The 23463-nt window shown below is 71.3% G+C and carries 22 protein-coding genes, 1 pseudogene and 1 riboswitch; of the genes and pseudogenes, 18 read left to right on the top strand and 5 right to left on the bottom strand.

Going from position 1 to position 23463, the window contains the following annotated elements:
- Positions 1-35: 35 nt before the first annotated feature.
- Positions 36-1304 carry a glycosyltransferase family 39 protein gene (locus tag P3T27_RS02085; protein WP_280673936.1) on the bottom strand — a complete coding sequence of 423 codons (1269 nt, stop codon included), beginning with the start codon at positions 1302-1304 and terminating at the stop codon, positions 36-38.
- Positions 1305-1463: 159 nt separating this feature from the next.
- On the opposite strand from P3T27_RS02085, the gene P3T27_RS02090 reads away from it, so the two are divergent.
- On the top strand, positions 1464-2048 hold the full coding sequence (locus tag P3T27_RS02090; protein WP_280673937.1) for a TetR/AcrR family transcriptional regulator: 585 nt from the start codon (positions 1464-1466) through the stop codon (positions 2046-2048).
- A 69-nt stretch (positions 2049-2117) separates the two neighbouring features.
- Here the strand turns inward: P3T27_RS02090 and P3T27_RS02095 are convergent, their stop codons facing one another.
- Complete coding sequence (locus P3T27_RS02095; RefSeq protein ID WP_280673938.1) at positions 2118-2579, bottom strand: Lrp/AsnC family transcriptional regulator; 462 nt, start codon at positions 2577-2579, stop codon at positions 2118-2120.
- A gap of 194 nt (positions 2580-2773) precedes the next feature.
- Here P3T27_RS02095 and pdhA point away from each other — a divergent pair, with 194 nt between their 5' ends.
- The 4 genes from pdhA to P3T27_RS02115 all read left to right on the top strand — a co-directional run bounded on the left by pdhA (position 2774) and on the right by P3T27_RS02115 (position 8154).
- Positions 2774-3868 (top strand): pyruvate dehydrogenase (acetyl-transferring) E1 component subunit alpha, encoded by a 1095-nt coding sequence (pdhA, locus tag P3T27_RS02100; RefSeq protein WP_280674111.1) that lies wholly within the window; start codon positions 2774-2776, stop codon positions 3866-3868.
- Between the two features lie 29 nt (positions 3869-3897).
- On the top strand, positions 3898-4866 hold the full coding sequence (locus P3T27_RS02105) for an alpha-ketoacid dehydrogenase subunit beta (RefSeq protein ID WP_280674112.1): 969 nt from the start codon (positions 3898-3900) through the stop codon (positions 4864-4866).
- Entirely contained in the window at positions 4866-6248 is a 1383-nt protein-coding gene (locus tag P3T27_RS02110; protein ID WP_280674113.1) for a dihydrolipoamide acetyltransferase family protein, read from the top strand. The genes P3T27_RS02105 and P3T27_RS02110 overlap by 1 nt, the downstream gene beginning before the upstream one ends.
- Before the next feature lie 223 nt (positions 6249-6471).
- Complete coding sequence (locus P3T27_RS02115) at positions 6472-8154, top strand: globin domain-containing protein (RefSeq protein WP_280673939.1); 1683 nt, start codon at positions 6472-6474, stop codon at positions 8152-8154.
- A gap of 100 nt (positions 8155-8254) precedes the next feature.
- Here P3T27_RS02115 and P3T27_RS02120 read toward each other — a convergent pair whose 3' ends face one another.
- Positions 8255-8797, bottom strand: coding sequence for an NUDIX domain-containing protein (locus tag P3T27_RS02120; protein ID WP_280673940.1), 543 nt, complete (start codon positions 8795-8797; stop codon positions 8255-8257).
- Between the two features lie 328 nt (positions 8798-9125).
- Here P3T27_RS02120 and P3T27_RS02125 point away from each other — a divergent pair, with 328 nt between their 5' ends.
- Together P3T27_RS02125 and P3T27_RS02130 are read left to right on the top strand one after the other, a co-directional pair.
- On the top strand, positions 9126-9953 hold the full coding sequence (locus P3T27_RS02125; RefSeq protein ID WP_280673941.1) for a helix-turn-helix domain-containing protein: 828 nt from the start codon (positions 9126-9128) through the stop codon (positions 9951-9953).
- 247 nt (positions 9954-10200) lie between these two features.
- Entirely contained in the window at positions 10201-10626 is a 426-nt protein-coding gene (locus P3T27_RS02130; protein WP_280673942.1) for an SsgA family sporulation/cell division regulator, read from the top strand.
- Between the two features lie 92 nt (positions 10627-10718).
- On the opposite strand, the gene P3T27_RS02135 is transcribed toward P3T27_RS02130, so the two are convergent.
- Positions 10719-11099, bottom strand: coding sequence for a phage holin family protein (locus P3T27_RS02135; RefSeq protein WP_280673943.1), 381 nt, complete (start codon positions 11097-11099; stop codon positions 10719-10721).
- Between the two features lie 240 nt (positions 11100-11339).
- Between P3T27_RS02135 and P3T27_RS02140 the strand changes: the two genes are divergently transcribed.
- From P3T27_RS02140 to P3T27_RS02180, 9 genes and pseudogenes are all read left to right on the top strand, one after another.
- A complete protein-coding gene (locus P3T27_RS02140) occupies positions 11340-11657 on the top strand; it encodes a cupin domain-containing protein (RefSeq protein ID WP_280673944.1) in 318 nt (105 codons plus the stop codon).
- A gap of 98 nt (positions 11658-11755) precedes the next feature.
- Positions 11756-12424, top strand: coding sequence for a thiaminase II (tenA, locus tag P3T27_RS02145; protein ID WP_063348422.1), 669 nt, complete (start codon positions 11756-11758; stop codon positions 12422-12424).
- Positions 12425-12790: 366 nt separating this feature from the next.
- Complete coding sequence (locus tag P3T27_RS02150; RefSeq protein WP_280673945.1) at positions 12791-12991, top strand: DUF5326 family protein; 201 nt, start codon at positions 12791-12793, stop codon at positions 12989-12991.
- Between the two features lie 153 nt (positions 12992-13144).
- Positions 13145-13279: riboswitch (TPP riboswitch) on the top strand.
- Positions 13274-15085, top strand: a complete 1812-nt coding sequence (gene thiC / locus P3T27_RS02155) for a phosphomethylpyrimidine synthase ThiC (protein ID WP_280673946.1) — start codon at positions 13274-13276, stop codon at positions 15083-15085. Its footprint overlaps the riboswitch before it by 6 nt.
- Positions 15086-15168: 83 nt before the next feature.
- Entirely contained in the window at positions 15169-16635 is a 1467-nt protein-coding gene (locus P3T27_RS02160; protein WP_280673947.1) for a hypothetical protein, read from the top strand.
- A gap of 112 nt (positions 16636-16747) precedes the next feature.
- Complete coding sequence (locus P3T27_RS02165) at positions 16748-16900, top strand: thiamine biosynthesis protein ThiC (RefSeq protein ID WP_280673948.1); 153 nt, start codon at positions 16748-16750, stop codon at positions 16898-16900.
- 948 nt (positions 16901-17848) lie between these two features.
- A pseudogene (locus P3T27_RS02170) lies at positions 17849-18517 on the top strand (ice-binding family protein); the annotation flags it as partial.
- Between the two features lie 709 nt (positions 18518-19226).
- Positions 19227-19607: a hypothetical protein gene (locus tag P3T27_RS02175; RefSeq protein ID WP_280674122.1), complete on the top strand. Its 381-nt coding sequence runs from the start codon at positions 19227-19229 to the stop codon at positions 19605-19607.
- 414 nt (positions 19608-20021) lie between these two features.
- Entirely contained in the window at positions 20022-20174 is a 153-nt protein-coding gene (locus P3T27_RS02180; protein ID WP_280673949.1) for a thiamine biosynthesis protein ThiC, read from the top strand.
- A gap of 206 nt (positions 20175-20380) precedes the next feature.
- On the opposite strand, the gene P3T27_RS02185 is transcribed toward P3T27_RS02180, so the two are convergent.
- On the bottom strand, positions 20381-21997 hold the full coding sequence (locus tag P3T27_RS02185) for an IS21 family transposase (RefSeq protein WP_348534044.1): 1617 nt from the start codon (positions 21995-21997) through the stop codon (positions 20381-20383).
- A 72-nt stretch (positions 21998-22069) separates the two neighbouring features.
- Here P3T27_RS02185 and P3T27_RS02190 point away from each other — a divergent pair, with 72 nt between their 5' ends.
- Positions 22070-22327, top strand: a complete 258-nt coding sequence (locus P3T27_RS02190) for a hypothetical protein (protein ID WP_280673950.1) — start codon at positions 22070-22072, stop codon at positions 22325-22327.
- 88 nt (positions 22328-22415) lie between these two features.
- A complete protein-coding gene (locus tag P3T27_RS02195; RefSeq protein ID WP_280673951.1) occupies positions 22416-23189 on the top strand; it encodes a DUF2637 domain-containing protein in 774 nt (257 codons plus the stop codon).
- The last annotated feature ends 274 nt before the right edge of the window (positions 23190-23463 follow it).

Genomic DNA, 23463 nt, shown 5'->3' on the forward strand with positions numbered 1-23463 from the left:
TGGACGCGCCCCCGGGGGGCCGGTTCGGGCCGGGTCTACGGCACGCCCAGCTCGAAGATGACGTACCCGGCGTACCAGCCGGAGGCGACCGCGCCCGAGCCCAGCACCGCGGCCAGCACCGGCCAGCTGAGCTTGCGCATCGCCACTGCGAGCGCGATGAGCAGCGGGAACGCCGGCAGCAGGTAGCGCGAGACGTTGCCGAAGATGCCCAGGCTCCCGAGCACCGAGACGATCGTGGCCAGCGTGTAGGCGGTCAGCACCAGCGGCGGGCGCAGCCGGACCAGCAGCACGATCAGCACCGGCAGGGTGAGCACGATCAGGGTGGCGAAGAGGTCCGGCACCGGGAACGCGAACGGGTAGTCGTTGCGGCCCAGCAGCACGCCGCGGATCGCGTGCCAGGTGCCCTGGCCCCAGTCGAAGTAGTGCAGCCAGGCGTCGTGCTGGAGCCGGAAGTAGCCGCCCCATTCGCCCATCCGCCAGCCCACCCAGGCCACGTAGCCGAGCAGGCCGACCGGGGCCATCAGCATCGCCGCCAGCGGGCGGACGACGCCGCTCTCCCGCCGGTACAGCTCGACCAGCGCGGCCAGCCCGACCGCGCCGATCAGCGCCGCGGCGGTCGGCCGGTTGAGCCCGGCGACCAGGGTGATCACGCCGGCCGCGACCCACTGCTTGGTCATCACGCAGTAGCAGGCCCAGGCGGCCAGCGCGACGAAGGTGGAGTCCGAGTAGACCGCCCACTCGGCGCCCGAGCCCGGGGCGATCGCCCAGATCCCGGCCGCGATCACGCCCGCCCGGGGGCCGGCCATCCGGTCCACCACGGCGTAGATCCCGGCGGCGGCGAACAGCGAGGCCACCACCGACACCAGCATCCCGGCGCCGTACAGGCCGAGGCCGGTGACGTCCGAGGTCATCCGCATCAGGCCCGGGTAGAGCGGGAAGAAGGCGGCGGAGTTCTGCTCGACGGAGAAGCCGACCGGGCCGTTCGGGATCTCGATCAGCGCCGGGTGGTAGCCGAACTGGGCCACCTGCTGGTACCACCAGCCGTCCCAGCTGGCCAGCACGTCCCAGGGGTTGGTGCCGCCGCCGAAGCGGGCGGGCTTCTTGAGGTACTCGCCGGAGAAGGACAGCAGCTTCATGAAGACGGTGAAGCCGATCAGCTTCAGCACCGCGTAGCACCACACCGCCGGCCCGAACCGGACTACCAGGGCGCGGGCGCCTTCCCGCCAGGCCCTGCCGGACACCCCCTCCGCTTCCTCGCTGCGCTGCTCGGGCGCGTCGGAGGCGACGGCCGGTATTGCGTTCATCGGACTGGACCCCACCCTGCTGGACGTGGACGATCGTCCGCCGAGTCTAGGGCCCGCCGTCAAACTCCCGCCTGCGCGGCGACGTCGGGGCACGGGGACTGGTGTGGACCAACCGGACCCGACCGCGTAGGGCTGCGGGCGGCCGGGGATACTCGGAGGATGGCCGATCACACCACGCGTACCGCCTACACCGTGGAGTCACTGCTCGCGGTGACCGTCGACGTGTTCAACGAGCGCGGCTACGACGGCACCTCGATGGAGGACCTGTCCCGGGCCGCCGGGATCTCCAAGTCCTCCATCTACCACCACGTCCGCGGCAAGGAGGAACTGCTGCGGCTGGCCGTCGGGCGGGCGCTGGACGGGCTGTTCGGGATCCTGGCCGAGCCGGCGGCGGTGCGGGGCCCGGCGGTGGAGCGGCTGGAGCACGTGGTGCGGCGCACCGCCGAGGTGCTGCTCGCGGAGCTGCCGTACGTGACGCTGCTGCTGCGGGTGCGCGGCAACACCGCCACCGAGCAGTGGGCGCTGGAGCGGCGCCGGGAGTTCGACCACCAGGTCGCCGAGCTGCTGCGGGCGGCCGTCGCGGACGGCGCGCTGCGGGCGGACGTCGAGCCGCGGCTGGCCACCCGGCTGCTGTTCGGGATGATCAACTCGATCGTGGAGTGGTACCGGCCGGGCCTCAAGGCCGCCGACGGCGTCGCGGACGCGGTCGTCCACCTGGCCTTCGACGGGCTGCGCGCGCGGTAGCGGGCGGTCGGGCGGTCGGGCCGTCGGGCGGTCGGGCCGTCGGGCGGTCGGGCCGGGCGGCCCGGGCGGTCAGTCCGGCGGGACCTGGTCGGTCTCCTCGAAGATCAGCATGGTCCGGGTGCCGAGCACCTGGGGGATGGACTGGATGCTGCCCAGCACCAGCTCCCGCAGAGCGTGGTTGTCGGCGGTGTGCACCAGCAGCAGCACGTCGAAGTCCCCGCCGACCAGCGCGATGTGGGCGACCCCCGGGAGCTCCAGCAACTGCTCCCGGACCGTACGCCAGGAGTTCTGGACGATTTTCAGGGTGATGTACGCGGATGCGCCCTGACCTGCCCGTTCGTGGTCGACCCGGGCGGTGAAGCCGCGAATGACGCCGTCCTCGACCATCCTGGAGATCCGGGCGTACGCATTGGCCCGGGACACGTGCACCCGCTCGGCCACCGAGCGGATGGAGGCGCGGCCGTCCTGCTGCAGCAGCCGCAGGATCGAACGGTCGACCCGGTCGAGCCTGGACATCTGTTCAGCCGACATGACCCCCCACCCTCGCCGATTGGACGTACTGCCACCAGTCGACCGCCGCTCAGGCCGAATGTCCACCACCTTGTCACGCTTCTGGTCAAGATGAACAGACGACCGAACAATCGGTAGGGAGCCCCCGCCACCCCTGGAGGTGCCCCGAGATGACCGTTCTCGACCACAGACACCACACGGCGGTGCCCGGCTGGATGCCGGGGGCCACCGCCCCGCGCACCGACCCGGCGCCCCTGCTCCCGGACGCAGCCCCGGTCCGGGTGCTCGGCACCCCCGCGCTGGAGAAGCAGGACCCGGCGCTGCTGCGCGAGCTGTACCGCCGCCTGGTGGTCGGCCGCCGCTACAACCAGCAGGCCACCACCCTCACCAAGCAGGGCCGGCTCGCCGTCTACCCGGCGTCCACCGGCCAGGAGGCCTGCCAGATCGCCGCCGCACTGGCGCTCGGCGAGCGCGACTGGCTCTTCCCCAGCTACCGCGACACCCTCGCGGTGGTCTCCCGGGGCGTCGACCCGCTGGAGGCGCTGACCCTGCTGCGCGGCAACGCCCACACCGGCTACGACCCGCGCGCCACCCGCACCGCCCCGCTCTGCACCCCGCTGGCCACCCAGGCCCCGCACGCCGTCGGGCTGGCGCATGCCGCCCGGCTGGGCGGTGACCCGGTGGTCGCGCTGGCCATGCTCGGCGACGGCGGCACCAGCGAGGGCGACTTCCACGAGGCGCTGAACTTCGCCGCGGTGCTCCAGGCCCCGGTGGTCTTCCTGGTGCAGAACAACGGCTACGCGATATCCGTCCCGCTCAGCGCGCAGTCCGCCGCGCCCACCCTGGCCCACAAGGCCGTCGGCTACGGCATGCCGGGCCGGCTGGTGGACGGCAACGACGCGCCCGCCGTGCACGGCGTCCTGGCCGAGGCGGTCGAGCGGGCCCGGACCGGCGGCGGCCCGACCCTGGTCGAGGCGCTGACCTACCGGGTCGAGGCGCACACCAACGCCGACGACGCGACCCGCTACCGCACCGAGCCCGAGGTGGCCGCCTGGCGCGAGCACGACCCGATCCTGCTGATGGAGCGCTCGCTGCGCGGACTCGGCGTCCTCGACGACGCGCTGGTGCGGGAGTCGGCGGACGAGGCGGAGGCGCTGGCGGCCCGGATGCGGGCCGAGTTCCACGCCGAACCCGAGCTGGACCCGATGTCGCTGTTCACCCACGTCTTCGCCGAACCGACCCAGCAACTGCGGGAACAGGCCGCCCAGTTGTCCGCCGAACTGGCCGCCGAAGCCGAGGTGCAGCAGTGAGCACGGCAACTCCGACCCGCACCGCCACGATGGCGCAGGCCCTCAACGCCGCACTGCGCGACGCCCTGCGGGAGGACCCGGCGGTGCACGTGCTCGGCGAGGACGTCGGCGCGCTCGGCGGTGTCTTCCGGATCACCGACGGGCTGACCGCCGAGTTCGGCCCGGACCGCTGCCTGGACACCCCGCTGGCCGAGGCCGGCATCCTCGGCACCGCGATCGGCATGGCGATGTACGGGCTGCGCCCGGTGGTCGAGATGCAGTTCGACGCCTTCGCCTACCCCGCGCTGGAGCAGCTGTTCTCGCACGTCGCCAAGATGCGCAACCGCACCGCCGGGAAGCTCCCGCTGCCGATCACCGTCCGCATCCCGTACGGCGGCGGCATCGGCGGGGTCGAGCACCACAGCGACGCCTCCGAGGCGTACTACGCCGCCACCCCCGGGCTGCACGTGGTCACCCCGGCGACGGTGGCCGACGCGTACGGGCTGCTGCGCGCCTCGATCGCCTCCGACGATCCGGTGGTGTTCCTGGAGCCCAAGCGGCTCTACTGGGGCAAGGCCGCGTTCGACCCGGCGGCGCAGGTCGAGCCGATCGGCAAGGCCGTGCTGCGGCGCGCCGGCACCTCCGCCGTGCTGATCACCTACGGGCCCTCGCTGCCGGTCTGCCTGGACGCGGCCGAGGCGGCCGCCGCCGAGGGCTGGGACCTCGCGGTGCTGGACCTGCGCACCCTGGTGCCGTTCGACGACGAGACGGTCTGCCGGGTGGTGCGCTCGCTCGGCCGGGCCGTGGTGGTGCACGAGGCGAGCGGCTTCGGCGGCACCGGTGCGGAGATCGCCGCACGGGTCACCGAGCGCTGCTTCCACCACCTGGCCGCGCCCGTGCTGCGGGTGACCGGCTTCGACATCCCGTACCCGCCGCCGATGCTGGAGCACCACCACCTGCCCGGGGTGGACCGGATCCTGGACGCGGTCGCCCGGCTGCAGTGGGAGGACCGAGGATGATGCCCGTCGTGCGAGAGTTCCGCCTGCCCGACCTCGGTGAGGGTCTCACCGGGGCGGAGGTGGTGCGCTGGATGGTCGAGGTCGGCGAGGTGATCGCGATCGACCAGCCGGTGGTGGAGGTGGAGACCGCCAAGGCCGTGGTGGAGGTGCCCTGCCCGTACGGCGGGGTGGTCACCGCCCGGTACGGCGAGCCGGGCGAGGAGGTCGCCGTGGGTGCGCCGCTGGTCACGGTCGCGGTGGCCCCGGCGGAGGGGCCCTTGGCGGCCGGGGCGGTGGCAGGGTCTTCGGCCGGTTCTTTGTCCGGGGCTTCGGTAGGGGTTTCAGCGTCTTCGGCGGCGTCTTCGGCGCGGGTCGAGGCGGCGGCGGAGGTGGAGCGGCCGCTGGTCGGCTACGGGGTGGCCGAGCCCGGGAAGGGCGGGCGGCGGCGCCGGGTGGGGGTGGCGGCTCCTGCGCTTGCTCCTGCTCCTGCGTCTGCTCCTGCTCCTGCTCCTGTGGCGCGGATCGTCCCGGTCGTGGTGCCGGTGATCTCGCCGCTGGTGCGGCGGTTGGCCCGGGAACAGGGGGTCGACCTGGCCGCGCTCGCGGGCAGCGGTCCGGACGGGCTGATCATGCGTGCGGACGTCGAACGGGCCGTCGCGGCCCAGGTGGTGGCGCAGGCGGCCCCGGTGCAGGCGGCCCCGGCGCCGATGGCGCGGGAGGACGTCGTCCCGCTGCGCGGCCTGCGCAAGACGGTGGCCGAGAAGCTCAGTCGCAGTCACCGGGAGATCCCCGCCGTGACCTGCTGGGTGGATGCGGACGCCACCGAACTGATGTCCCTGCGGCGGCAGTTGAACGCCGCGCCGGGCCCGAAGGTGAGCGTGCTGGCGCTGCTCGCCCGGATCTGCACGGTCGCGCTGGCGCGCTTCCCCGATCTCAACTCCAGTGTGACGGAGGACGGTTCGGGCATCGTTCGGCACTCGGCGGTGCATCTGGGCTTCGCCGCGGAGGGTCGGCGGGGCCTGGTCGTCCCGGTGGTGCGGGATGCCCACACCCGGACCACCGGCCAACTCTGCGAGGAGCTGGGACGGTTGACCGAGAGCGCGCGCGACGGATCGCTCTCCCCGGCCGAACTGACCGGCGGCACCTTCACGTTGAACAACTACGGAGTGTTCGGCGTGGACGGCTCCACCCCGATCCTCAACCACCCCGAGGCGGCGATGCTCGGGGTCGGCCGGATCGTGGCCAAACCCTGGGTCCACGAAGGGGAGTTGGCGGTGCGCGAGGTGGTGCAGCTCTCGTTCACCTTCGATCACCGGGTCTGCGACGGCGGGACGGCGGGCGGCTTCCTGCGCTTCGTCGCGGACTGCGTCGAGCGGCCGGGGACGTTGCTGCGGCAGCTCTGAGCACGGCCGGGTCGCCCTGGGTGCGGAGAGCGCCACCCAGGGCGACGGGTCGCGAATCGGGTGAGAGTAGCGCGTCCCGGGCCCAGGTGTCCGGGCTTCGCGTGATTTGTCGGATGAGCAGTTCGGGCGTGCCACGCTGCCTAGGCGTCAGCAGAGACAAGCCAGGTGGTGGCGCAGGCCGGCCGGAGGCGAAACGATTCTCTTGGGTACTCGAAACGTTGCGGTGAAGTCCCGCAGAACACTTCTGGTCCGTACCGGGCACGGCTCGGCGGGGGTCGCCTCCGTCCCGGGCCTGCCGGAGTCCCCGCCGGCCGCGATGGCGGGAGGGCCGGCGGACGGGGTGGCGCCCGAACGGCCGCCGATGCCGCTGGACCCGCCCGACCTCCCGCCGCAGGCCCCGACGGAGGCGCCCACGGCCGTCCTCCCGGTGGTGCCGGACCACGCGCCGGTGCCGGACCACGCGCCGGTGCCGGTGTACGAGGCGGCCCCCGCGCCCGAGGCGGCCCCCGCGCCCGCGCACCCGGCGTTCCCCGACCCGCCGGCCCAGCCGCCGGCCGTCCCCGCGCCCAGCTACCCGGGGCCGCCCGCCGCTCCGCCTGTCGTGCCGCCCGCCGCGCCCGCGTTCCGTCCGTTGTTCACCGACGCACCCGGGCTCAACTGGTCCGGCCCCGGCGACAGTTGGAGTCGAGCCTGGGCTGCTCAGCCACTCGCCGACGGCCAGCCGGCCGCGCTGCCCGCGCCCGACCGGAGCGGTTCCGCCGTCGAGCAGCCGCCCACCGCACGGGACGTCGAACTGATCCGGGCCAGCCTGGCGGTCGTCGAGCCGGTCGCCGACCGGGCCACCGCGCACTTCTACGCGTTGATCTTCCTGCACCACCCCGAGGTCCGGGCGCTCTTCCCGGCCGCCATGGACGTCCAGCGCGACCGCCTGTTCCGCGCCCTGCTGGCCGCCGCCCGCAGCGCCGACGACCCGGACGGCCTGCGGGTCTACCTGAGTGCGCTCGGCCGGGGCCACCGCCGGTACGGCACGCTGACCGGCCACTACGGCCCGGTGGGCGAGTGCCTGGTGCAGGCGCTGGCCAGGTACGCGGGCTCCCGCTGGGACGCCGAGACCGAGCTGGCCTGGCGCCGGGTCTACCGGCTGGTCTCCTCGATCATGATCGAGGCCGCCGAGGAGGCCGCCCGCACCTCGCCGCCGTGGTGGCAGGGCGAGGTGGTGCGGCACGAGCGCCGTACCCGGGACGTCGCGGTGATCACCGTCCGGCCGGACCAGGCGTACCCGTACCGGGCCGGGCAGTACACCAGCCTGGAGACGCCCTGGTGGCCGCGGGTCTGGCGGCACTTCTCGTTCGCCTCGGCCCCCCGCCCGGACGGGCTGCTGACCTTCCACGTGAAGGCCGTCCAGGCCGGCTGGGTGAGCAACGCGCTGGTGCACCGGGCCGCGCCCGGGGACGTCCTGCGGCTGGGCCCGGCGGCCGGCTCGATGACCTTCGACCACGCCGCCGGTGCGGACCTGCTCTGTCTCGGCGGCGGGACGGGCATCGCGCCGATCCGCGCGCTGGTCGAGGAGGTGGCCGAGCGCGGCACGCCGGTCCGGGCCGTCGACGTGTTCTACGGTGCCCGCCGCGCCGCCGACCTGTACGAGCTGGACGGGCTGGACGAGTTGGCCCGGCGCCACCCGTGGCTCACCGTGCGGCCGGTGCTCTCCGGCATCGGGCCGGCCGACGGCGCGCTGACCGGCGAACTGCCGGAGGCGATGGGCCGGTTCGGGCCGTGGGCCGGTCGGGAGGCGTTCCTCAGCGGGCCGCCCGCGATGGTCCGCCGGGGCGTCGGGGTGCTGCTGCGGTCCGGCGTGCCGGCCGAGCGGATCCGGCACGACCTGGTGGGAGACCTCGCAGCGGTCTGACCGGCGGGGCTGGTCGGGCGGGTCGACCGGCAGGGCCCCCGACCGGCAGGGCTCCCGACCGGCAGGGCTCCCGACCGGCAGGGCCGACCGGGCAGGCTGATCAGCCGAGGTCCGGGGCGAGCAGTGCGCGGATGCCCTCGATGTTGGCCGCCAGGTACGCCCGCAGCCGGGGCGGGACGACGTTGACGGAGGTCACGCCCTCGCGCGTGAACGGCAGCCGGACCACCTCGTACTCGCCGTTGGGCTCGTCCACCTCGGGCCCGTGCCGCCGGCTGAGGTCCATCGAGGCGAGCCGGCAGACGAAGAAGTGCTGCACCTTGACCCCGTGCGGGTGGAGCAGCGTGCCGTCGTCGTGGTGGGTGTGACTGATGGTGTCGACGAAGGCGGGCACCACGTCGACGATCTTGCCGCCGAGCTCCTCGTCCACCTCGCGGTGCAGGGCCTCCACCACCGTGCGGTCGCCGCGTTCGACCCCGCCGCCGGGGGTGATCCAGTACGGCCGGGGCGAGCCGGGCCGGACCCGCCGGATCAGCACGATCGAGGCCGGGCCGTACGGGTCCTGCGGGTCGAGCTCCAGCAGGATCGCCCGCGCGGTGCGCTTCACGACCGGGCGGGGCGGCGGGGTTCGGTTGTCGGGGCCCATGGCGACCTCCGGTGCTGGAGCGTTGTGCGGGAGTCTCCCGCGGGGCGGTCCGGGCGAAACCCGCCCGAACCGGTGCGTCCGTTCGGGGGCACGGAGTAACCAGGAATGGATCTTGGATAACGAAGGTGAAACTTAAACCGATCTTGCAATTATCGATAGATTTTGACGATAAACCTTATATTCGAAGGATTTTGCCGAGTGAACCGCATGAGAGTGATTGCAGGGAGGTCGTCCCTGTGCTGCAATGAGCCACTATCGGGCAGATCGGAGTGCTTCGCTCCGGATGCCCTTTCTGTGCATTGACTCGGGCTGGGGGATGGACGTGGCCATGGATCAGATCGCAGAGCCGTCCAGGACGGTCCGCGCCGGGCGCGTCGCCAGGTCGCCGGCGCCCACCTCGCCGCCGGGCAAGAAGGGCCGCGGCCCCACCCTGATCGGCTCCGTCCAGCGGGCGCTGCGGCTGCTGGAGGCGGTCGGGGGCTTCCGGCAGGGCGCGACCGCCAAACAACTGGCCCGCGCCGCCGGGCTGCCGCTCGGCACCGCGTACCACCTGCTGCGGACCCTCACCCACGAGGGCTACCTCCGGAGGGTCGACGGCCGGTTCGTCTACGGGGAGTCGGTGGACGGCATAGGTCGGGCCGAAGGCCGGCAGACCGACCGGTACGACCTGCGGGCGCGGATGCAGCGGTTACGGGACGACGTCGGGGCCGCCGTCTACTTCGCGCTCTACCGGGACGGTGAGATCCACGTGGTGGACATCGTCGACGACCCCGGCCGTCCCGCCGTCGAACCCTGGGCCGACCTCCGGGCCACCGCCCACGCGCACGCCATCGGCCAGTGCCTGCTCGGCCAACTGCCCGAGGAGGAGCGCCGCGACCACCTCGCCCGCCACCCGCCGACCGGGCTCACCCCCTCCACCCTCACCAGCGGGGCCGCCGTGCTCCGCCGCCTCGCTTCCCTGCGGCCGACCATGCCCGTCCTGGAGCGCCAGGAGTACGCGCTCGGCACCGTCTGCGCGGCCGTCCCCATCACCATCGGGCCGGTGGTCGCCACCATCGCCCTTTCGCTGCCGGTCGAACAGGCCGACCGGCTGACCGTCGCCGCCGGCCAACTGCGGCGCAGCGTGGGCGCGATGAGCCCGTCGTTCGTCCTCTGACCCTCCTTGCGTCAGCACGGATCCCGTTCGTTCACCATTTGAAAAAGCACACCTTGTCCACTACGTGCCCAAACATGGACGATGAGGATCGAACGGGGATTGGTTGCACAAAACCGTCAAAAAGGCCGGACGACCCACCCAGCCGCCCTCATCCCACATCCCAGCGAAATGTCAGCGAACTGCATGTCCGACCGCCGGCGGACCCACAGCACGCCAACGGTCGGGCAGAACGAGAGGTACTGGCGCCATGCAGCAGAGCACAGTCCAGGGTCACCTGGTGATGAACCTCGTGGTCTCGCACGAGCTCTCCTTCCGCATCGTGGTGGCCCTGGAGTACGACCCCGGTGACCCCTACGCCCTCCGGTTCACCTTCCACCTGCCCGGCGACGAACCCGTCACCTGGGTGTTCGCACGCGAGCTGCTGCTCGACGGCTTCAGTCGGCCCTCCGGCGAGGGCGACGTGCACATCCACCCGATCGACGGGGAGCTCGCGGAGGTCTGCATCGTGCTGCACTCCCCCGACGGGGACGCCCTGCTGCGGGCCTCGGCGCCGCCGCTGATCGCCTTCCTGACCCGCACCGACCGGCTGGTGCCGATGGGTCAGGAGATCACCGGGAGGGAACTCGACGCCCAGCTCGCGGACATCCTCAGGGGATGTGAGAACGCGGGGTGAGCGGCCGCGCCGCCACCACCGACGAGGGGCCCGCGCCGGGTGGACCACCCGGCGCGGGCCCCTCTCGTGTGCGGTCTCGTGTCCGACCGGGCTCAGTCGTCGTCCAGGGCCAGGTGCAGGCCCCAGGAGACCAGGCTGATGATCAGCGAGCCGAGCAGCGCCGGCACGAAGCCGGTGACGTGGAAGTCCAGGTTCAGCTTCCCCGACGCCCAGGAGGTCAGCCAGAGCATCAGGGCGTTGATCACGAAGGTGATCAGGCCCAGGGTGAGGATGAACAGCGGGAACGAGAACAGCTTCACGACCGGCTTGATCAGGAAGTTGACCACGCCGAAGACCAGGGCGACGGCGACCACCGTCAGGGCCTTGTGCTGCCAGTCGGCCTTGCCGTCGGTGAGTTGGATACCGTTGACGATCCAGGCGGCGACCCAGATGGCCACCGCGTTGATCAGTGTCTTGATGAGGAAACCCTTCATGACGCCCAAGCCTGGCAGGCGCCGCCGCCCCGGGGGAAGCTCTCCTCGGCCATGTTGATGCCGGTGGTGTTGAATGCCCCTGGCGGAGGGCAGCCCGGAATGCGGACCGGAGGCAGCCCGGACGCGGACCGGAGGCAGCCCGGACGCGGCTCGGAGGCAGCCCGGACGCGGCTCGGAGGCGGCTCGGAGGCGGACCGGAATGCGGCCCGGAAAGCGGACGGACGAAGGAGGAGGGCAGCGGTGCAGCTGTTCCGGCTGGACGAACTGGACACCGAACGCGCGGCCAACGACGGCGCGTACCTGCGCTTCCTGCGCGAACCGCGGATGTCCGCCGGGCTCTACGCGCTCTCCCCCGGCGACACCGACCCGCAGACCGCGCACGACCAGGACGAGATCTACCAGGTGATCAGCGGCCGCGCCGAACTGACCGTCGGCGCCGAGACCGCCACCGTCGGGCGCGGCACCGTCGTCTACGTCCCGGCCGGCACCCCGCACCGCTTCCACCACATCACCGAGGAGCTCCGGGTGCTGGTGGTGTTCTCCCCGCCGGAGGCCTGACCGCCCAGGGTCACGACCGCCCAGGGGCCTGACCGCCCAGGGGCCTGACCGTTGAAGGGCCTGACCGTCCAGGGGCCTGACCGTCTAGGGTCCTGGGCATGAGCAAGAGCCTGACGGAAGAACTCTGGGCGGCCATCGAGCCGGTGTACGCCGAGATCCTCGCCCACCCCTTCATCGGCGGCCTCACCGACGGCACCCTGCCGCGCGCGGCCTTCCGCCACTTCGTCGTCCAGGACTCGCACTACCTGCGTGACTACGCCCGCGCGCTCGCCGTCTGCGCCGCCAAGGCGCCCGGCGAGGAGGACGTGCGGGCCTTCGCCGACGACGCGGTCGGCGCGCTGGCCGCCGAGCAGGGCATGCACGCCGAGTTCCTGACCGCCTTCGGTGGCAGCGCCGAACAGGCCGCCGCCGAGCCGGTGCTGCCCACCACTCGCGCCTACACCAGTTACCTGCTGGCCACCGTCTACGGCGGCTCCTTCGCCGAGGCCGTCGGCGCGGTGCTGCCCTGCTACTGGATCTACGCCCGGGTCGGCGAGGCGCTGCTCGCCCAGGGCTCCCCCGACCCGCTGTACGCCAAGTGGATCGCCACCTACGGCGACGAGGCCTTCCAGTCCGTCGTCCGCCGGGTGCTGGCACTCACCGACCGGCTCGGCGAGGAGATCTCCCCGGCCGAGCGGCGCCGGGTCGTCGAGCACTTCACGACCACCTCGCGCTACGAGTGGATGTTCTGGGACGCGGCCTGGCGCGGGGAACGCTGGCCGGTCTGACCAGCTCATGGCCGGGTGGGCCCAGGGCCGGGGCGGTCAGGGTCGGTGACGGTGGTGGTGGCGGAGCGGTTGTGCGTGCCTGGATCCCCCAAGTAGCCGTGGTGCAGGGGTAGTTCCGGAGAGTCCGGTATCTCGTGGACGCGTGGGGCCGGCCCGGGTCGCAGGTCGCTCCGGGGATTTCCCGGGGGCCTTCCCGGAGGTCCGGGCGGGGTCTTTCCCCGGGGCCCGGGTCGGGGTGATCTAGGGGTTCTCTCCGGGCCGTCGGGCCTCGTTACGGCACTGGCGCCACCGTACGATCGAAGTACCGAAGCAAGCGGGATGCGGCACCGGACGGCAGCCGACCCCACGGGGAGAGAAGGAACAGACATGGCTGAGCTCTGGAAGTCGCTGCCCGCCTGGGTGCGCAACATCGTCATCCCGGTGCTGGTCCTGGTGCTGCTCTGGAACATCGTGGGATTCGTCTTCGGCGTCGTCGGCGCGCTGCTGAGCATAGTGATCAAGGTGCTGGTGGTCGTCGGTATCGCGGCCGCCGTGGTGGTCCTGGTGAAGAAGGCCGCCAAGGGCTGAGGGAACGCCCGAGGCCCGGCACCCCGTCGCGGGGTGCCGGGCCTCGGGCGTTTCGGCGTGCTGCCACCGGCTGTCGGATCCCCTCCGTGGACCCCCTCTGGACCTGCGGCGATCGGCTCGCTACCGTGTTGGGCGTCGTGTGCAGGCAACACCGCCTGTGGACGCGGGAGCTCGGAGCACCGGGCTGAGAGGGCGCTGACCGGGACGTCGACGGACGGACCGACGGCTGCGTCGACCGCAGGAACCTGACCGGGTAATGCCGGCGTAGGGAGTAGAGGTCAGATGACCACGTTCGAAGCACAGCCGCAGTCTGCCCGGAACAGCGCCGTCACCAGCGCGGGCACCGGCTACCCGACCCCGGCCTGGCGCAAGGCCTACCGCGAGGGGTCCCGGCCCGACCTGCGGGTCCCGTACCGCGAGGTGCAGCTCACCAACGGCCGGACCGTCCCGCTGTACGACACCTCCGGCCCGTACACCGACCAGGCCTACGCGCCCGACGTGCGGCGCGGCCTGCCCGCCCTGCGCGACGCCTGGATCCGCCAGCGCGGCGACGTCGAGGAGTACGACGGCCGCGAGGCGCGCCCCGAGGACGACGGGATCAAGCACACCTCGCCGCGCGGCGGAAACCTGCGCAACCTGGACGCGGTGTTCCCCGGCCGCCCGCGCCGTCCGCTGCGCGGCCGCGGTGGTGTCGCCGTCACCCAACTCGCCTATGCCAGGCGGGGCGTGGTCACCCCCGAGATGGAGTTCGTGGCGCTGCGGGAGGGCCTCGCCCCCGAGTACGTGCGGGCCGAGGTGGCCCGCGGGCGGGCCGTCATCCCGGTCAACGTGAACCACCCCGAGGTGGAGCCGGCCGTCATCGGCACCAACTTCCTGGTGAAGATCAACGCCAACATCGGCAACTCCGCCGTCACCTCCTCGATCGAGGAGGAGGTGGAGAAGATGACCTGGGCCACCCGCTGGGGCGCCGACACCGTCATGGACCTCTCCACCGGCCGCAACATCCACACCACCCGCGAGTGGATCCTGCGCAACTCCCCCGTGCCGATCGGCACCGTGCCGCTCTACCAGGCCCTGGAGAAGGTCGACGGCAAGGCCGAGGAGCTGAGCTGGGAGGTGTACCGGGACACCATCGTCGAGCAGTGCGAGCAGGGCGTCGACTACATGACCGTCCACGCCGGCGTCCTGCTGCGGTACGTCCCGCTGACCGCCCGCCGCAAGACCGGCATCGTCTCGCGCGGCGGCTCGATCATGGCCGCCTGGTGCCTGGCGCACCACCAGGAGAACTTCCTCTACACGAACTTCGAGGAGCTCTGCGACATCCTCGCGAGCTACGACGTCACCTTCTCGCTCGGCGACGGCCTGCGTCCGGGCTCCATCGCGGACGCCAACGACGAGGCGCAGTTCGCCGAACTGCAGACCCTCGGCGAGCTCGGCCGGATCGCCCGCGAGCGCGACGTCCAGGTGATGATCGAGGGCCCGGGTCACGTCCCGATGAACAAGATCAAGGAGAACATGGATCTCCAGAAGGAGATCTGCGACGAGGCGCCGTTCTACACCCTCGGCCCGCTCACCACCGACGTCGCCCCCGGCTACGACCACATCACCTCGGGCATCGGCGCCGCCATGATCGCCTGGTGGGGCACCGCGATGCTCTGCTACGTCACGCCCAAGGAGCACCTGGGCCTGCCCAACCGCGACGACGTCAAGACCGGCGTGATCACCTACAAGATCGCCGCCCACGCCGCCGACCTCGCCAAGGGCCACCCCGGCGCCCAGGCCTGGGACGACGCCCTGTCCGACGCCCGCTTCGAGTTCCGCTGGGAGGACCAGTTCAACCTGGCCCTCGACCCGGAGACCGCCCGCGCCTTCCACGACGAGACCCTCCCCGCCGAACCCGCCAAGACGGCCCACTTCTGCTCCATGTGCGGCCCGAAGTTCTGCTCGATGAAGATCAGCAAAAGCATCAACGAGCAATTCGGCCAGGGTCAGGCCTCGCCGGAGTACGACGAGGCGGCCGTCGAGGGCATGAAGGCCATGTCCGAGGAGTTCAAGGCCCAGGGGAACAAGGTCTACCTGCCGATGGCCGACTGACCCAGGACACCTGAGCGCCGCCCCGATCACCTCGGGGCGGCGCTCTGCTGTCTCCGGGGCTGCCTCCGGGCACCCGAAATCCCGTGGACGAGGCGGGCGGCCGGGTGCTGCCATGGTGGGACGGTTCTCCGTGCTGGAAATGGGAAACCTGTCGTACCGTCATAGTGGCTGCGCAGAGCTGGTTTTGGGGGAATCGCATGGTCAGGTCAGTGGCGAAGGCGGGAGCGTTCGTGACGCTCGCGGCACTCTCACTCACCGCGTGTGGAGGTTCGTCGGGTCCAGGTGATCCCAAGGAGTCCCGGACGCAGACCTCGGCTGCCGTGCCGTCCCAGTCCGCCGTGCCGTCCCGGTCTGCCGCGCCGGCCAAACCGATTCCGGCGGCGTTCGACAGTACAAGGGGATGGGAGGTCGAGGCGGGCAAGGACGGGAACCTGCGTGGTCCGGCTGTCGCATCCGACGCGGGACTGATCCTGTTCCGTTCGATCTCCGAGGACACGAAGACCGCGAGCGTCCTCGCCTACGACGCGAAGACCGGCGCGATCCGCTGGCGGAGCAAGCCGGTCGCGAATCCCACGCGCGACAGCCTGGACGCCGACGCCATGGTGTTCGTCACGCACAAGGCCGGTAAGGAATACGCGGTCCTCGCGGTCACGGGTAGCGAAGGCGGGGACGGCGTGAACCGGGCGAGCGGCGTCACACGGCTTGCCGCGTACGACACGGCGTCCAGCGGTGAGGCGGCGCCGGTCAAGGAGACCACGGTCCCGGACCAGGCCACCGGTTACGGCGTTCAGCGCGACGGCGGCCTCACCGCGGTGCAACTGGGCCGGTCCACGGCCGTGGTGGACGTGCTCTCGGGCCAGGTCACCACGTACGACCGGAACAACGCCGCCCTGAACGCCCCCAAGCCCTGCGAGCTGGACTTCGGCTCCTGCAACACCAGTACGGGCGTCACAGCGCTGACCCCGGCCGGCCCGCTGGTTCAGGGCCGGGGCGCCTTCTGGGCGCTCGGCGGCTGGTTCAGCGGCGACGTGGTACCCGCAGGGGCGAGCGCCATCGTGGGCTCCAGCACAGTGACGGCCTACGGATCACCCGATGGCCATGTCGTGGCCGCGTGGCCGCCCACCGGGCACGACAACGACAGGTCCGTCTGGGCCGTGCACGACGGCGGGACCGGCCAAGTGCTCGCCACGGTCGAGTGCACGGGGAAGAAGGCCACGCCCCGACTGTCGTCCGACGGCCGCTACCTGATCGCCGACTTCGCGGTCTTCGACCTGCAGGCGAAGAAGGGCTACTGCTTCGAGGCGACCGGCGCCCGCAACCCCGTTCAACTGACCACGGTGGACAAGGACGGAACGGCGTACGGCAACGCCAAGACACCCGACCAGAACACCGGCGGCCTGAGCGATACACCGACCTCGGTCGTCCTGGCCACCGGCCAGGCATCCGCGCTCCCGGCCGGGACACTCGTCCCGGACCTGATCGGTGCGGACGCCGCGGTCTTCGGCACCGACACCGGCATCGGCCCGGTCCTCGTCTACCCGCGGCGCTGACCTTGCCACGGCACGCCGAACCGTCCCCGAGTCGCGCCCCGATGCCGCCCAGAAGGCATCACGTCGGCGCATTCAGACGCGATGTGCCGGTTTCGGACTGAAGTTGTCGTCGATGAAGATCAGTCAGAAGATCCGCGACGAGCACGGCGACGGCTCCACCGCCGTGGACACCGGGTACGACGCGGAGGCCGTGGCCGGCATGCAGGCCAAGTCAGAGGAGTTCGCGGAGCACGGCAACCGGGTGTACCTCCCGCTCGCCGACTGACACCGCAAACCGTACGGGCGGCCGTTCCGGGGATTGATGCCCTGGAACGGCCGCCCGTATGTTGTCAGCTCAGGTGCCCGGCCATGGGGTGCTGGGGCCGTTCACCGACCGGCCACTGATCTTCCGGTCTTCGAGCGGGATGAGGACGTGTGCCGGGACATCGCCACACCGACGAGTCCCTTGATCGGGGCGCCGGTAGAGCCGGTCGTCGTTGTCGGCCATCATGCCGTGGATCGGACAGCCCTCGGCGGAGTCCCCCGGAGTGTCTTGATCAACTCTTCGCGTGCCGCCATGTGCGGGTTCTCTCAATAGATCAGGCAGGCAGCGGATCAGCCGATGCCGCTTGATGAAGATCAGTCAGAAGATCCGCGACGAGCGCGGCGACGGCTCCACCGTGGTGGCCACCGAGTTCGACGCCGAGGCCGTGGCCGGCATGCGGGCCATGTCCGAGGAGTTCAAGGCCCAGGAGGCCGGGTCCACCTCCCGCTCGCCGACTGGCGGCAGGTGCCGAGGGCGATGGGCTGGGATCCCGGAAGGGGTGTCCGGCGCAGCGCCGCCGGGACGTGGCCAAGAGGAAAAACGTTACTGCTGTGGCGCCGGTGACGGCCTGGGCAGCCGGCGGCGGACGGCGGACGCGGAGGGAGCCCGGCATTCGGCATGCAGGCGAACGACATGCTGGAGCGGGGGAAATTCCGCGATCGGCGCTGGTGCATCACTCCGTTGCATCTTTACCAGGCTCTTCTTTTTATGTTGTCGTAGCACGGTGTAGCGAGTCGGTGACTCCCCATCACTTCGCCTGGCTGGCAGTCGCTTTTCGTGGCCCCTCCGGCGCGAGTGCGAGGGCGTGTTGCCGGACCGGGAACTCACCAGCGGTGCTCTGAATCCCCTCTTCGGGTGACGGAGTTCAGTGGCGACAAGAAAGGTCTTTGTCCTATGGCAGTCGATGCCATGTTGTCCGCCCCACCAGGACGAGGGCGTAAACGCTCTCGACTCGCGGGGGCGTCCGTCCTGCTGTCCGGATTGACGTTGCTTGCGTCGGCCGGTCTGGTCACGAGTCCCGCGCATGCCGCAGCGGCACCAGTGGGGCTGGGGACCGACACCAGCTATGCGGTCCTGGCGGGCTCAACCGTCACCAACACCGGCTCCAGCACCATCAACGGCGACCTGGGGCTCTTCCCGGGCACCAGCGTCACGGGCTTTCCGCCCGGAACCGTGAACGGGGTCCAGCACGTCAACGACGCGCAGGCTGTGCAGGCCCAGTCCGACCTGGTCATCGCCTACAACGACGCCGCCGGTCGGGCCCCCACGGCCATCCTGACCTCTCCCGGCGACATCGGCGGACTGACGCTGACGCCCGGCGTCTACAAGGCGAGCTCGTCGCTGAACCTCACCGGGACCGTCACGCTCGACGCCATGGGAGACCCGAACGCCGTCTTCATCTTCCAGATCGGCTCCACCTTGATCACGGCTCCGTCGAGCGTCGTCAGCCTGGTCAACGGAGCACAGCCCTGCAATGTGTTCTGGCAGGTGGGTAGCTCCGCCACCATCGACGTCAACTCCTTCTTCAAGGGCAACATCCTGGCCCTCACGTCCATCAGTGTGAACCACGCCTCGGTGATCGAAGGTCGCGCCCTGGCGCGCAACGGCGCCGTCACGCTCGACGACAACACCATCACGCGGGCGGCCTGCACCGTCGGCCCGCCTGGACCGAGTGGTCCGCCTGGACCGAGTGGGCCTGCCGGCCCTCCGGGTGCTGCCGGTTCTCCGGGTGCACCTGGTCCTAATGGTGCGCCTGGTCCTAACGGTTCGCCGGGCGCTCCGGGTGTTCCCGGTCCTAATGGTGCGCCTGGTGCTAACGGTTCGCCGGGCGCTCCGGGTGCTCCCGGTCCGAACGGCGCTCCGGGTGCTCCTGGCGTCCCCGGTGCTCCTGGTCCTAATGGTGCGCCTGGTGCTAACGGTTCGCCGGGCGCTCCGGGTGCTCCCGGTCCGAACGGCGCCCCGGGTGCCCCCGGTTCTAATGGTGCGCCTGGTCCTAACGGTTCGCCGGGCGCTCCGGGTGCTCCCGGTCCCAACGGCGCACCGGGTGCTCCTGGCGCCAATGGCTTGCCCGGTGCCAATGGTTCGCCCGGTGCAAACGGCTTGCCCGGTGCCAATGGCTTGCCCGGTGCCAATGGCTCGCCTGGTGCCAATGGCTTGCCCGGTGCCAATGGCTCGCCTGGTGCCAATGGCTTGCCGGGGGCAAACGGTTCGCCCGGTGCCAATGGCTCGCCCGGTGCAAACGGTTCGCCCGGTGCAAACGGTTCGCCCGGTGCAAACGGTTCGCCCGGTGCAAACGGTTCGCCCGGTGCCAATGGCTCGCCCGGTGCAAACGGTTCGCCCGGGCCTGCCGGGCCCGCCGGCCCTGCTGGCCCTCCTGGCCCCGCCGGTCCGGCAGGGCCGCCCCAGCATCCAGGCGGTCACGGCGGTCACGGCGGTCACGGCGGTCACGGCGGTCATGAGCAAGGTGGCCATGAGCACGGTGGTCATGAGCAAGGTGGCCATGAGCACGGCGGTCATGAGCAAGGTGGCCATGAGCAGGGCGGTCATGAGCAAGGTGGCCATGAGCAAGGTGATCACGGGAATGGACAGGGCAACCACGGCAACGGCCAGGGCGGTCACGAGCAGGGTGGACCGGCCGGACATCCGAAGGAGGCCGGGCAGGCACTAGCCGCCACTGGCTCCGGCACATCGATTGGCATGGCGGTTGGTTCGGCGGCCGCCATCGCCCTGGGAGGCGCGGTCCTCATCCTCGTGAGGCGTAGCGGACGAGCCGCAGCCCGCCGCCGGCACTAGCCCTCGCAGGGATGAGCGTCGAGCGTCCCGAGCGGGTCCACTTCCCGCCGCCGGACTGACGTGTCAGCTGACGGGCGCTGTTCCGCAAGGCTGTTCAGGCCTCTCGGAACAGCGCTCCGTCGGCTTGTTCGAGCATCATCCATCAGTCAGCCACCAGTGATGTCTCCGTCGGGCGCACCGATCGCCCCCATGCGCGGCCTGAAGTGCCCAACTTGACCAGGCAGCCGCAGACTCGGTGTCGATTGCGCTGGCGAGGCGGACTATCCCGGTTCGGTTCATGTTCTGCTCGATGAAGATCAGTCAGAAGATCCGCGACGAGCACGGCGACGGCTCGACGGCCGTCTCCAGCGGCTTCGACGCCGAGGCGCTGGCCGGGATGCAGGCCAAGTCCGAGGAGTTCGCGGAGCGAGGCAACCGGGTCTACCTCCCGCTCGCTGACTGATCACTGCCGCACGACGGGGTGCTGTCGTGGGATGCCCGGGATTCCCGGAGAACACCCCGTCGCGTCCTTCGGGGCTTCTCTGCCGGTACGGTGCTCCTTCAGAGCCGGGGAAGTTCGGCCCGCCGACGTGGCTCGGCGTGCAGTGGGCGGTCGGGCCGTACACCGTCTACGACGTCGCCACCGCCGGTGAAGCGCGCGACGGTCGCTCAGCTTCCAGCGTTGTCGGCCGGGCGGTCCCGTTGGGCAGGCACCCGCGGCGTCGCGGTGTTCGGCTCCTCGCCGGGCTGGCGGGTGGGCGGGACTCCGAGCCGGGCGCGCAACGCGTCGGCTTCGGCCAGGGCCTGCGGGGACGGCGGACGCGGTGTGTTCCGTCGGCAGAACGGGGCGTCGGTGGACGCCGGTGTCGGGTGCCGCTCCAGTACGGCGATGGCGCTGCTGGGATCGACGACCGTCAGCCCGGCCCCCGCCGGGGCGAGCAGGCAGCGGGCGATGACGGCTCCGGCGGGTGTGGCGACGGACAGGTGGGGCTGGTCGAGGCGCTGGTGGACCTCCACCGGGGCGCCGGCCAGGTGGTCCGGGATGGCGTAGAAGTTGCCGCGGAAGGGCACCAGGCCCTGGGCGGTGACGGTACGGCGGGCGCGGACGCGGACCGGGTAGGGCGTGGCGGGCAGCTCCCGAAGTGCTCTGGTGCCTGTGTGCGGGCTGCCGACCGCAGGGCGTGCGTCGTCGGTGTTCCCGCCCCGGGTGTTCAGGCGCGCGGTGAACCGGCCCAGGCTGTGCCAGGCGTCCTGGAGGGTGCTGTCGTTCGTCACCGCGCGCCACCAGGCGCGGAGTGCCTCGTCCAGGGCCCGGCGCGTGTACGAACGGTGGTCGGTCGGCAGGCGACACTCGACGCGCACGCCGTAGTGTCTGGCCACCTGCCCGAACGCCGGTGTCACCCGGTCGGTCCGCGGGCACCACACGGTCGGCGTCCGGCCGAACCGCCAGCACCCGGCGGTACCGCCGAGCCGTCTCAGCACGAGGTCGACGGCTTCCACGAGGTGGGGCAGTTCCTGGTCCTCCGCCAGCGCTACTGACCAACGGCCGATGCCGTTGCCGACGCCCGTGCCGGTGAGCGAGCCCAGTAGCAGGCACGCCCGGTTGCCGTAGCCCCAACCCGCCGGCGGCTCGGGAAGCCGCAGCCAGTCGAACTCGACGGCCACCTCGCTCCGTTCGGAAGGGGATCGGCTGCTCGCGGCCGTAGCCGCATCCTGGCACTGCTCGCAGCGCGGCCGGGCCTGGTGTCTCCGCAGGGCCCGGGTGAGCGTCGAATAGGCGCCCGCATAGCCGAGGTCGACGATCTCGTCGAAGAGGACGGTCGCGGCAAGGTGCGGGTCCTCCGCAAGGCGCTGGCGGCAGTACGGCAGGAACTGGAGGAAGTCGTCCTGGGAAGAAATTCGGATGCCCGGGGTCCGGTCGCCGTGAAGGTAGGACCTCACCGTTTTCCGATCACGCCCGAGGTGTCGGGAGATCCTGATTATCGACCATCCTTGGCGATGAAGCCTAACCGCTTCCAGATATTCCTTCCAGCTGAGCAAGAAGCCTCCCAGGGTCGAAGTCGGTCCGGCGCAAGTCGATGAATATGCCAAGGGCAAGCTGGAAACATAGCACCTCACAAAGAGGAGAAACGTTTCTCTTGTCATGGTTTTACGTGGGGATTTTCGGAGAGCAGCGTCGATGGCGAGTATAGAATTACCTTCGCTCTGCCTATGTGGGTGCGTTCTGTGGTCGACGGAAAAAGATTCACCCCTCGCGCCTCCCCCCTGGGTAATTTTGTGGAGCATCTCCGGTATCGAATATGGAACGACGCCCGGATGTCGTAAGAACCGAACCCGCCGCTTCTCGTTGATGAACCCGTGACTTCACCATGCCTGCCCTACGCCTCGTCACCTCCCGTGCGGGAGCCGGTCGCCCCGCTCGGGACATGGCTCTTCGTCCCCGACCGCCGGAACGCCGTGGGCGACGTGTCCACCGGCTACCTGTCGCGCAACGGCGAGCGCGTCGTCCTGTCGTACACCTCGCGCCCGTTGGCCGACCTCGTACGGAAGATCAGCCAGTTGGAGAGCGACTTCGCCACGCGGATCGGCTCCCTGCTCTTCTCGGACGAATCATGACGCCGCCGGTCGCACCGAGATCCCCGGCACGGGCCCGGGCCGGGGACCGGATCAGGCCGCAGCCAGGCGACCGCGTGGGGAGCATGCCGTGTACGACCGTGTGACCGGGCTTCTCGGCCCGTACGGGGACCGTGGCTACGGCGAGCCGGATGGCGAGGCATGGACCACGCCCCGTGACCGGGTCCGCGAGGCGACCCGTCCGGCGGACGACTGGTACGACGGCGGCTTCGCCCATGACCTCGGCCTCGCGTGCGGCGAGGCGCAGGCGTTCAACTCCATCGTCACATCGGCCGGCAATTGGGAGGACGAGACGGCGTTCGTGCCGCCTCCGCGAGCACCGGTCGACCCGTCCGGCTCGCCCGGGGCCGGTCGACCGGTCGGCCCGTCGGCCTCTCGGCATCGCCGGCGGTCTGCTCTTCCCCGCCCGGCCTGGCCCCACCTGATCAGCTCCGTGTTCGGCGCACTGACGGCGGTGACGGTGACCGCGGCCTGCGTACTGGGCTGGGTGTTCTCCTACGGCCCCTTGCAGGAACTGGCGTTCTCAAGCGTGCCGCACGGACTGTCGCAGTTGTGGCCGGTGGTCGTTTACGGACCGTGGCTCGCGGGTTGTCTGTCGGTCCTGCGCGCCGTCCAGCACGGACGTCAGCCGTTCCACTCCTGGGTCGTCGTCGTGCTCTTCGCCGGCCTCGCGGCCGGACTGTGCGTCGCCGGCGCCTCCTGGACGCTGTCCGCCGTCGTCGTCGCCGGGCTGCCCCCGATCACCGGCGTCGTCTCCCTCCATCAACTGGTGCGCCAACTCACCGCCGCCCGGGGCGCGCGCCAAGGTCTCGACCGTCAGGCCGGGCACCGGGCGCGCCGGTGAACCGTCCCAGTGGTGCCTTCGTCGAAGTTCTGCTCGATGAAGATCAGTCAGAAGATCCGCGACGAGCACGGCGACGGCTCGACGGCCGTCGCCGGTGCTCCAGCCTGCCGGTGCTCCAGCCTGCCGGGGCGGCGGGGCGGCGGGGCGGCGGGGCGAGGGGGATGGTGGGCGCACCCGGATCGGGGGTGGGGGCGGCCCCCGGAGGCGATGGGGGTTCAGCGGGCGGCCCGTCGTAGCACCGGGGTATGAGGGTGGATCCGGCTCTGCGGTGTGA

The organism is Kitasatospora sp. MAA19, assembly GCF_029894125.1.
Taxonomy (GTDB): domain Bacteria; phylum Actinomycetota; class Actinomycetes; order Streptomycetales; family Streptomycetaceae; genus Kitasatospora.

Excerpts from the sequence above, each read along its gene's own strand:
- P3T27_RS02180 (WP_280673949.1), top strand. The coding sequence starts at position 20,022 with ATGAAGATCAGTCAGAAGATCCGCGACGAGCACGGCGACGGCTCGACG.
- P3T27_RS02150 (WP_280673945.1), top strand. The coding sequence starts at position 12,791 with ATGGCTGAGCTCTGGAAGTCGCTGCCCGCCTGGGTGCGCAACATCGTC.
- P3T27_RS02125 (WP_280673941.1), top strand. The coding sequence starts at position 9,126 with ATGGATCAGATCGCAGAGCCGTCCAGGACGGTCCGCGCCGGGCGCGTC.
- P3T27_RS02090 (WP_280673937.1), top strand. The coding sequence starts at position 1,464 with ATGGCCGATCACACCACGCGTACCGCCTACACCGTGGAGTCACTGCTC.
- P3T27_RS02110 (WP_280674113.1), top strand. The coding sequence starts at position 4,866 with ATGCCCGTCGTGCGAGAGTTCCGCCTGCCCGACCTCGGTGAGGGTCTC.
- P3T27_RS02120 (WP_280673940.1), bottom strand. The coding sequence starts at position 8,797 with ATGGGCCCCGACAACCGAACCCCGCCGCCCCGCCCGGTCGTGAAGCGC.
- P3T27_RS02105 (WP_280674112.1), top strand. The coding sequence starts at position 3,898 with ATGGCGCAGGCCCTCAACGCCGCACTGCGCGACGCCCTGCGGGAGGAC.
- pdhA (WP_280674111.1), top strand. The coding sequence starts at position 2,774 with ATGCCGGGGGCCACCGCCCCGCGCACCGACCCGGCGCCCCTGCTCCCG.
- P3T27_RS02095 (WP_280673938.1), bottom strand. The coding sequence starts at position 2,579 with ATGTCGGCTGAACAGATGTCCAGGCTCGACCGGGTCGACCGTTCGATC.
- P3T27_RS02135 (WP_280673943.1), bottom strand. The coding sequence starts at position 11,099 with ATGAAGGGTTTCCTCATCAAGACACTGATCAACGCGGTGGCCATCTGG.
- P3T27_RS02085 (WP_280673936.1), bottom strand. The coding sequence starts at position 1,304 with ATGAACGCAATACCGGCCGTCGCCTCCGACGCGCCCGAGCAGCGCAGC.
- P3T27_RS02130 (WP_280673942.1), top strand. The coding sequence starts at position 10,201 with ATGCAGCAGAGCACAGTCCAGGGTCACCTGGTGATGAACCTCGTGGTC.
- P3T27_RS02165 (WP_280673948.1), top strand. The coding sequence starts at position 16,748 with ATGAAGATCAGTCAGAAGATCCGCGACGAGCACGGCGACGGCTCCACC.
- tenA (WP_063348422.1), top strand. The coding sequence starts at position 11,756 with ATGAGCAAGAGCCTGACGGAAGAACTCTGGGCGGCCATCGAGCCGGTG.
- P3T27_RS02185 (WP_348534044.1), bottom strand. The coding sequence starts at position 21,997 with ATGCTCCACAAAATTACCCAGGGGGGAGGCGCGAGGGGTGAATCTTTT.
- thiC (WP_280673946.1), top strand. The coding sequence starts at position 13,274 with ATGACCACGTTCGAAGCACAGCCGCAGTCTGCCCGGAACAGCGCCGTC.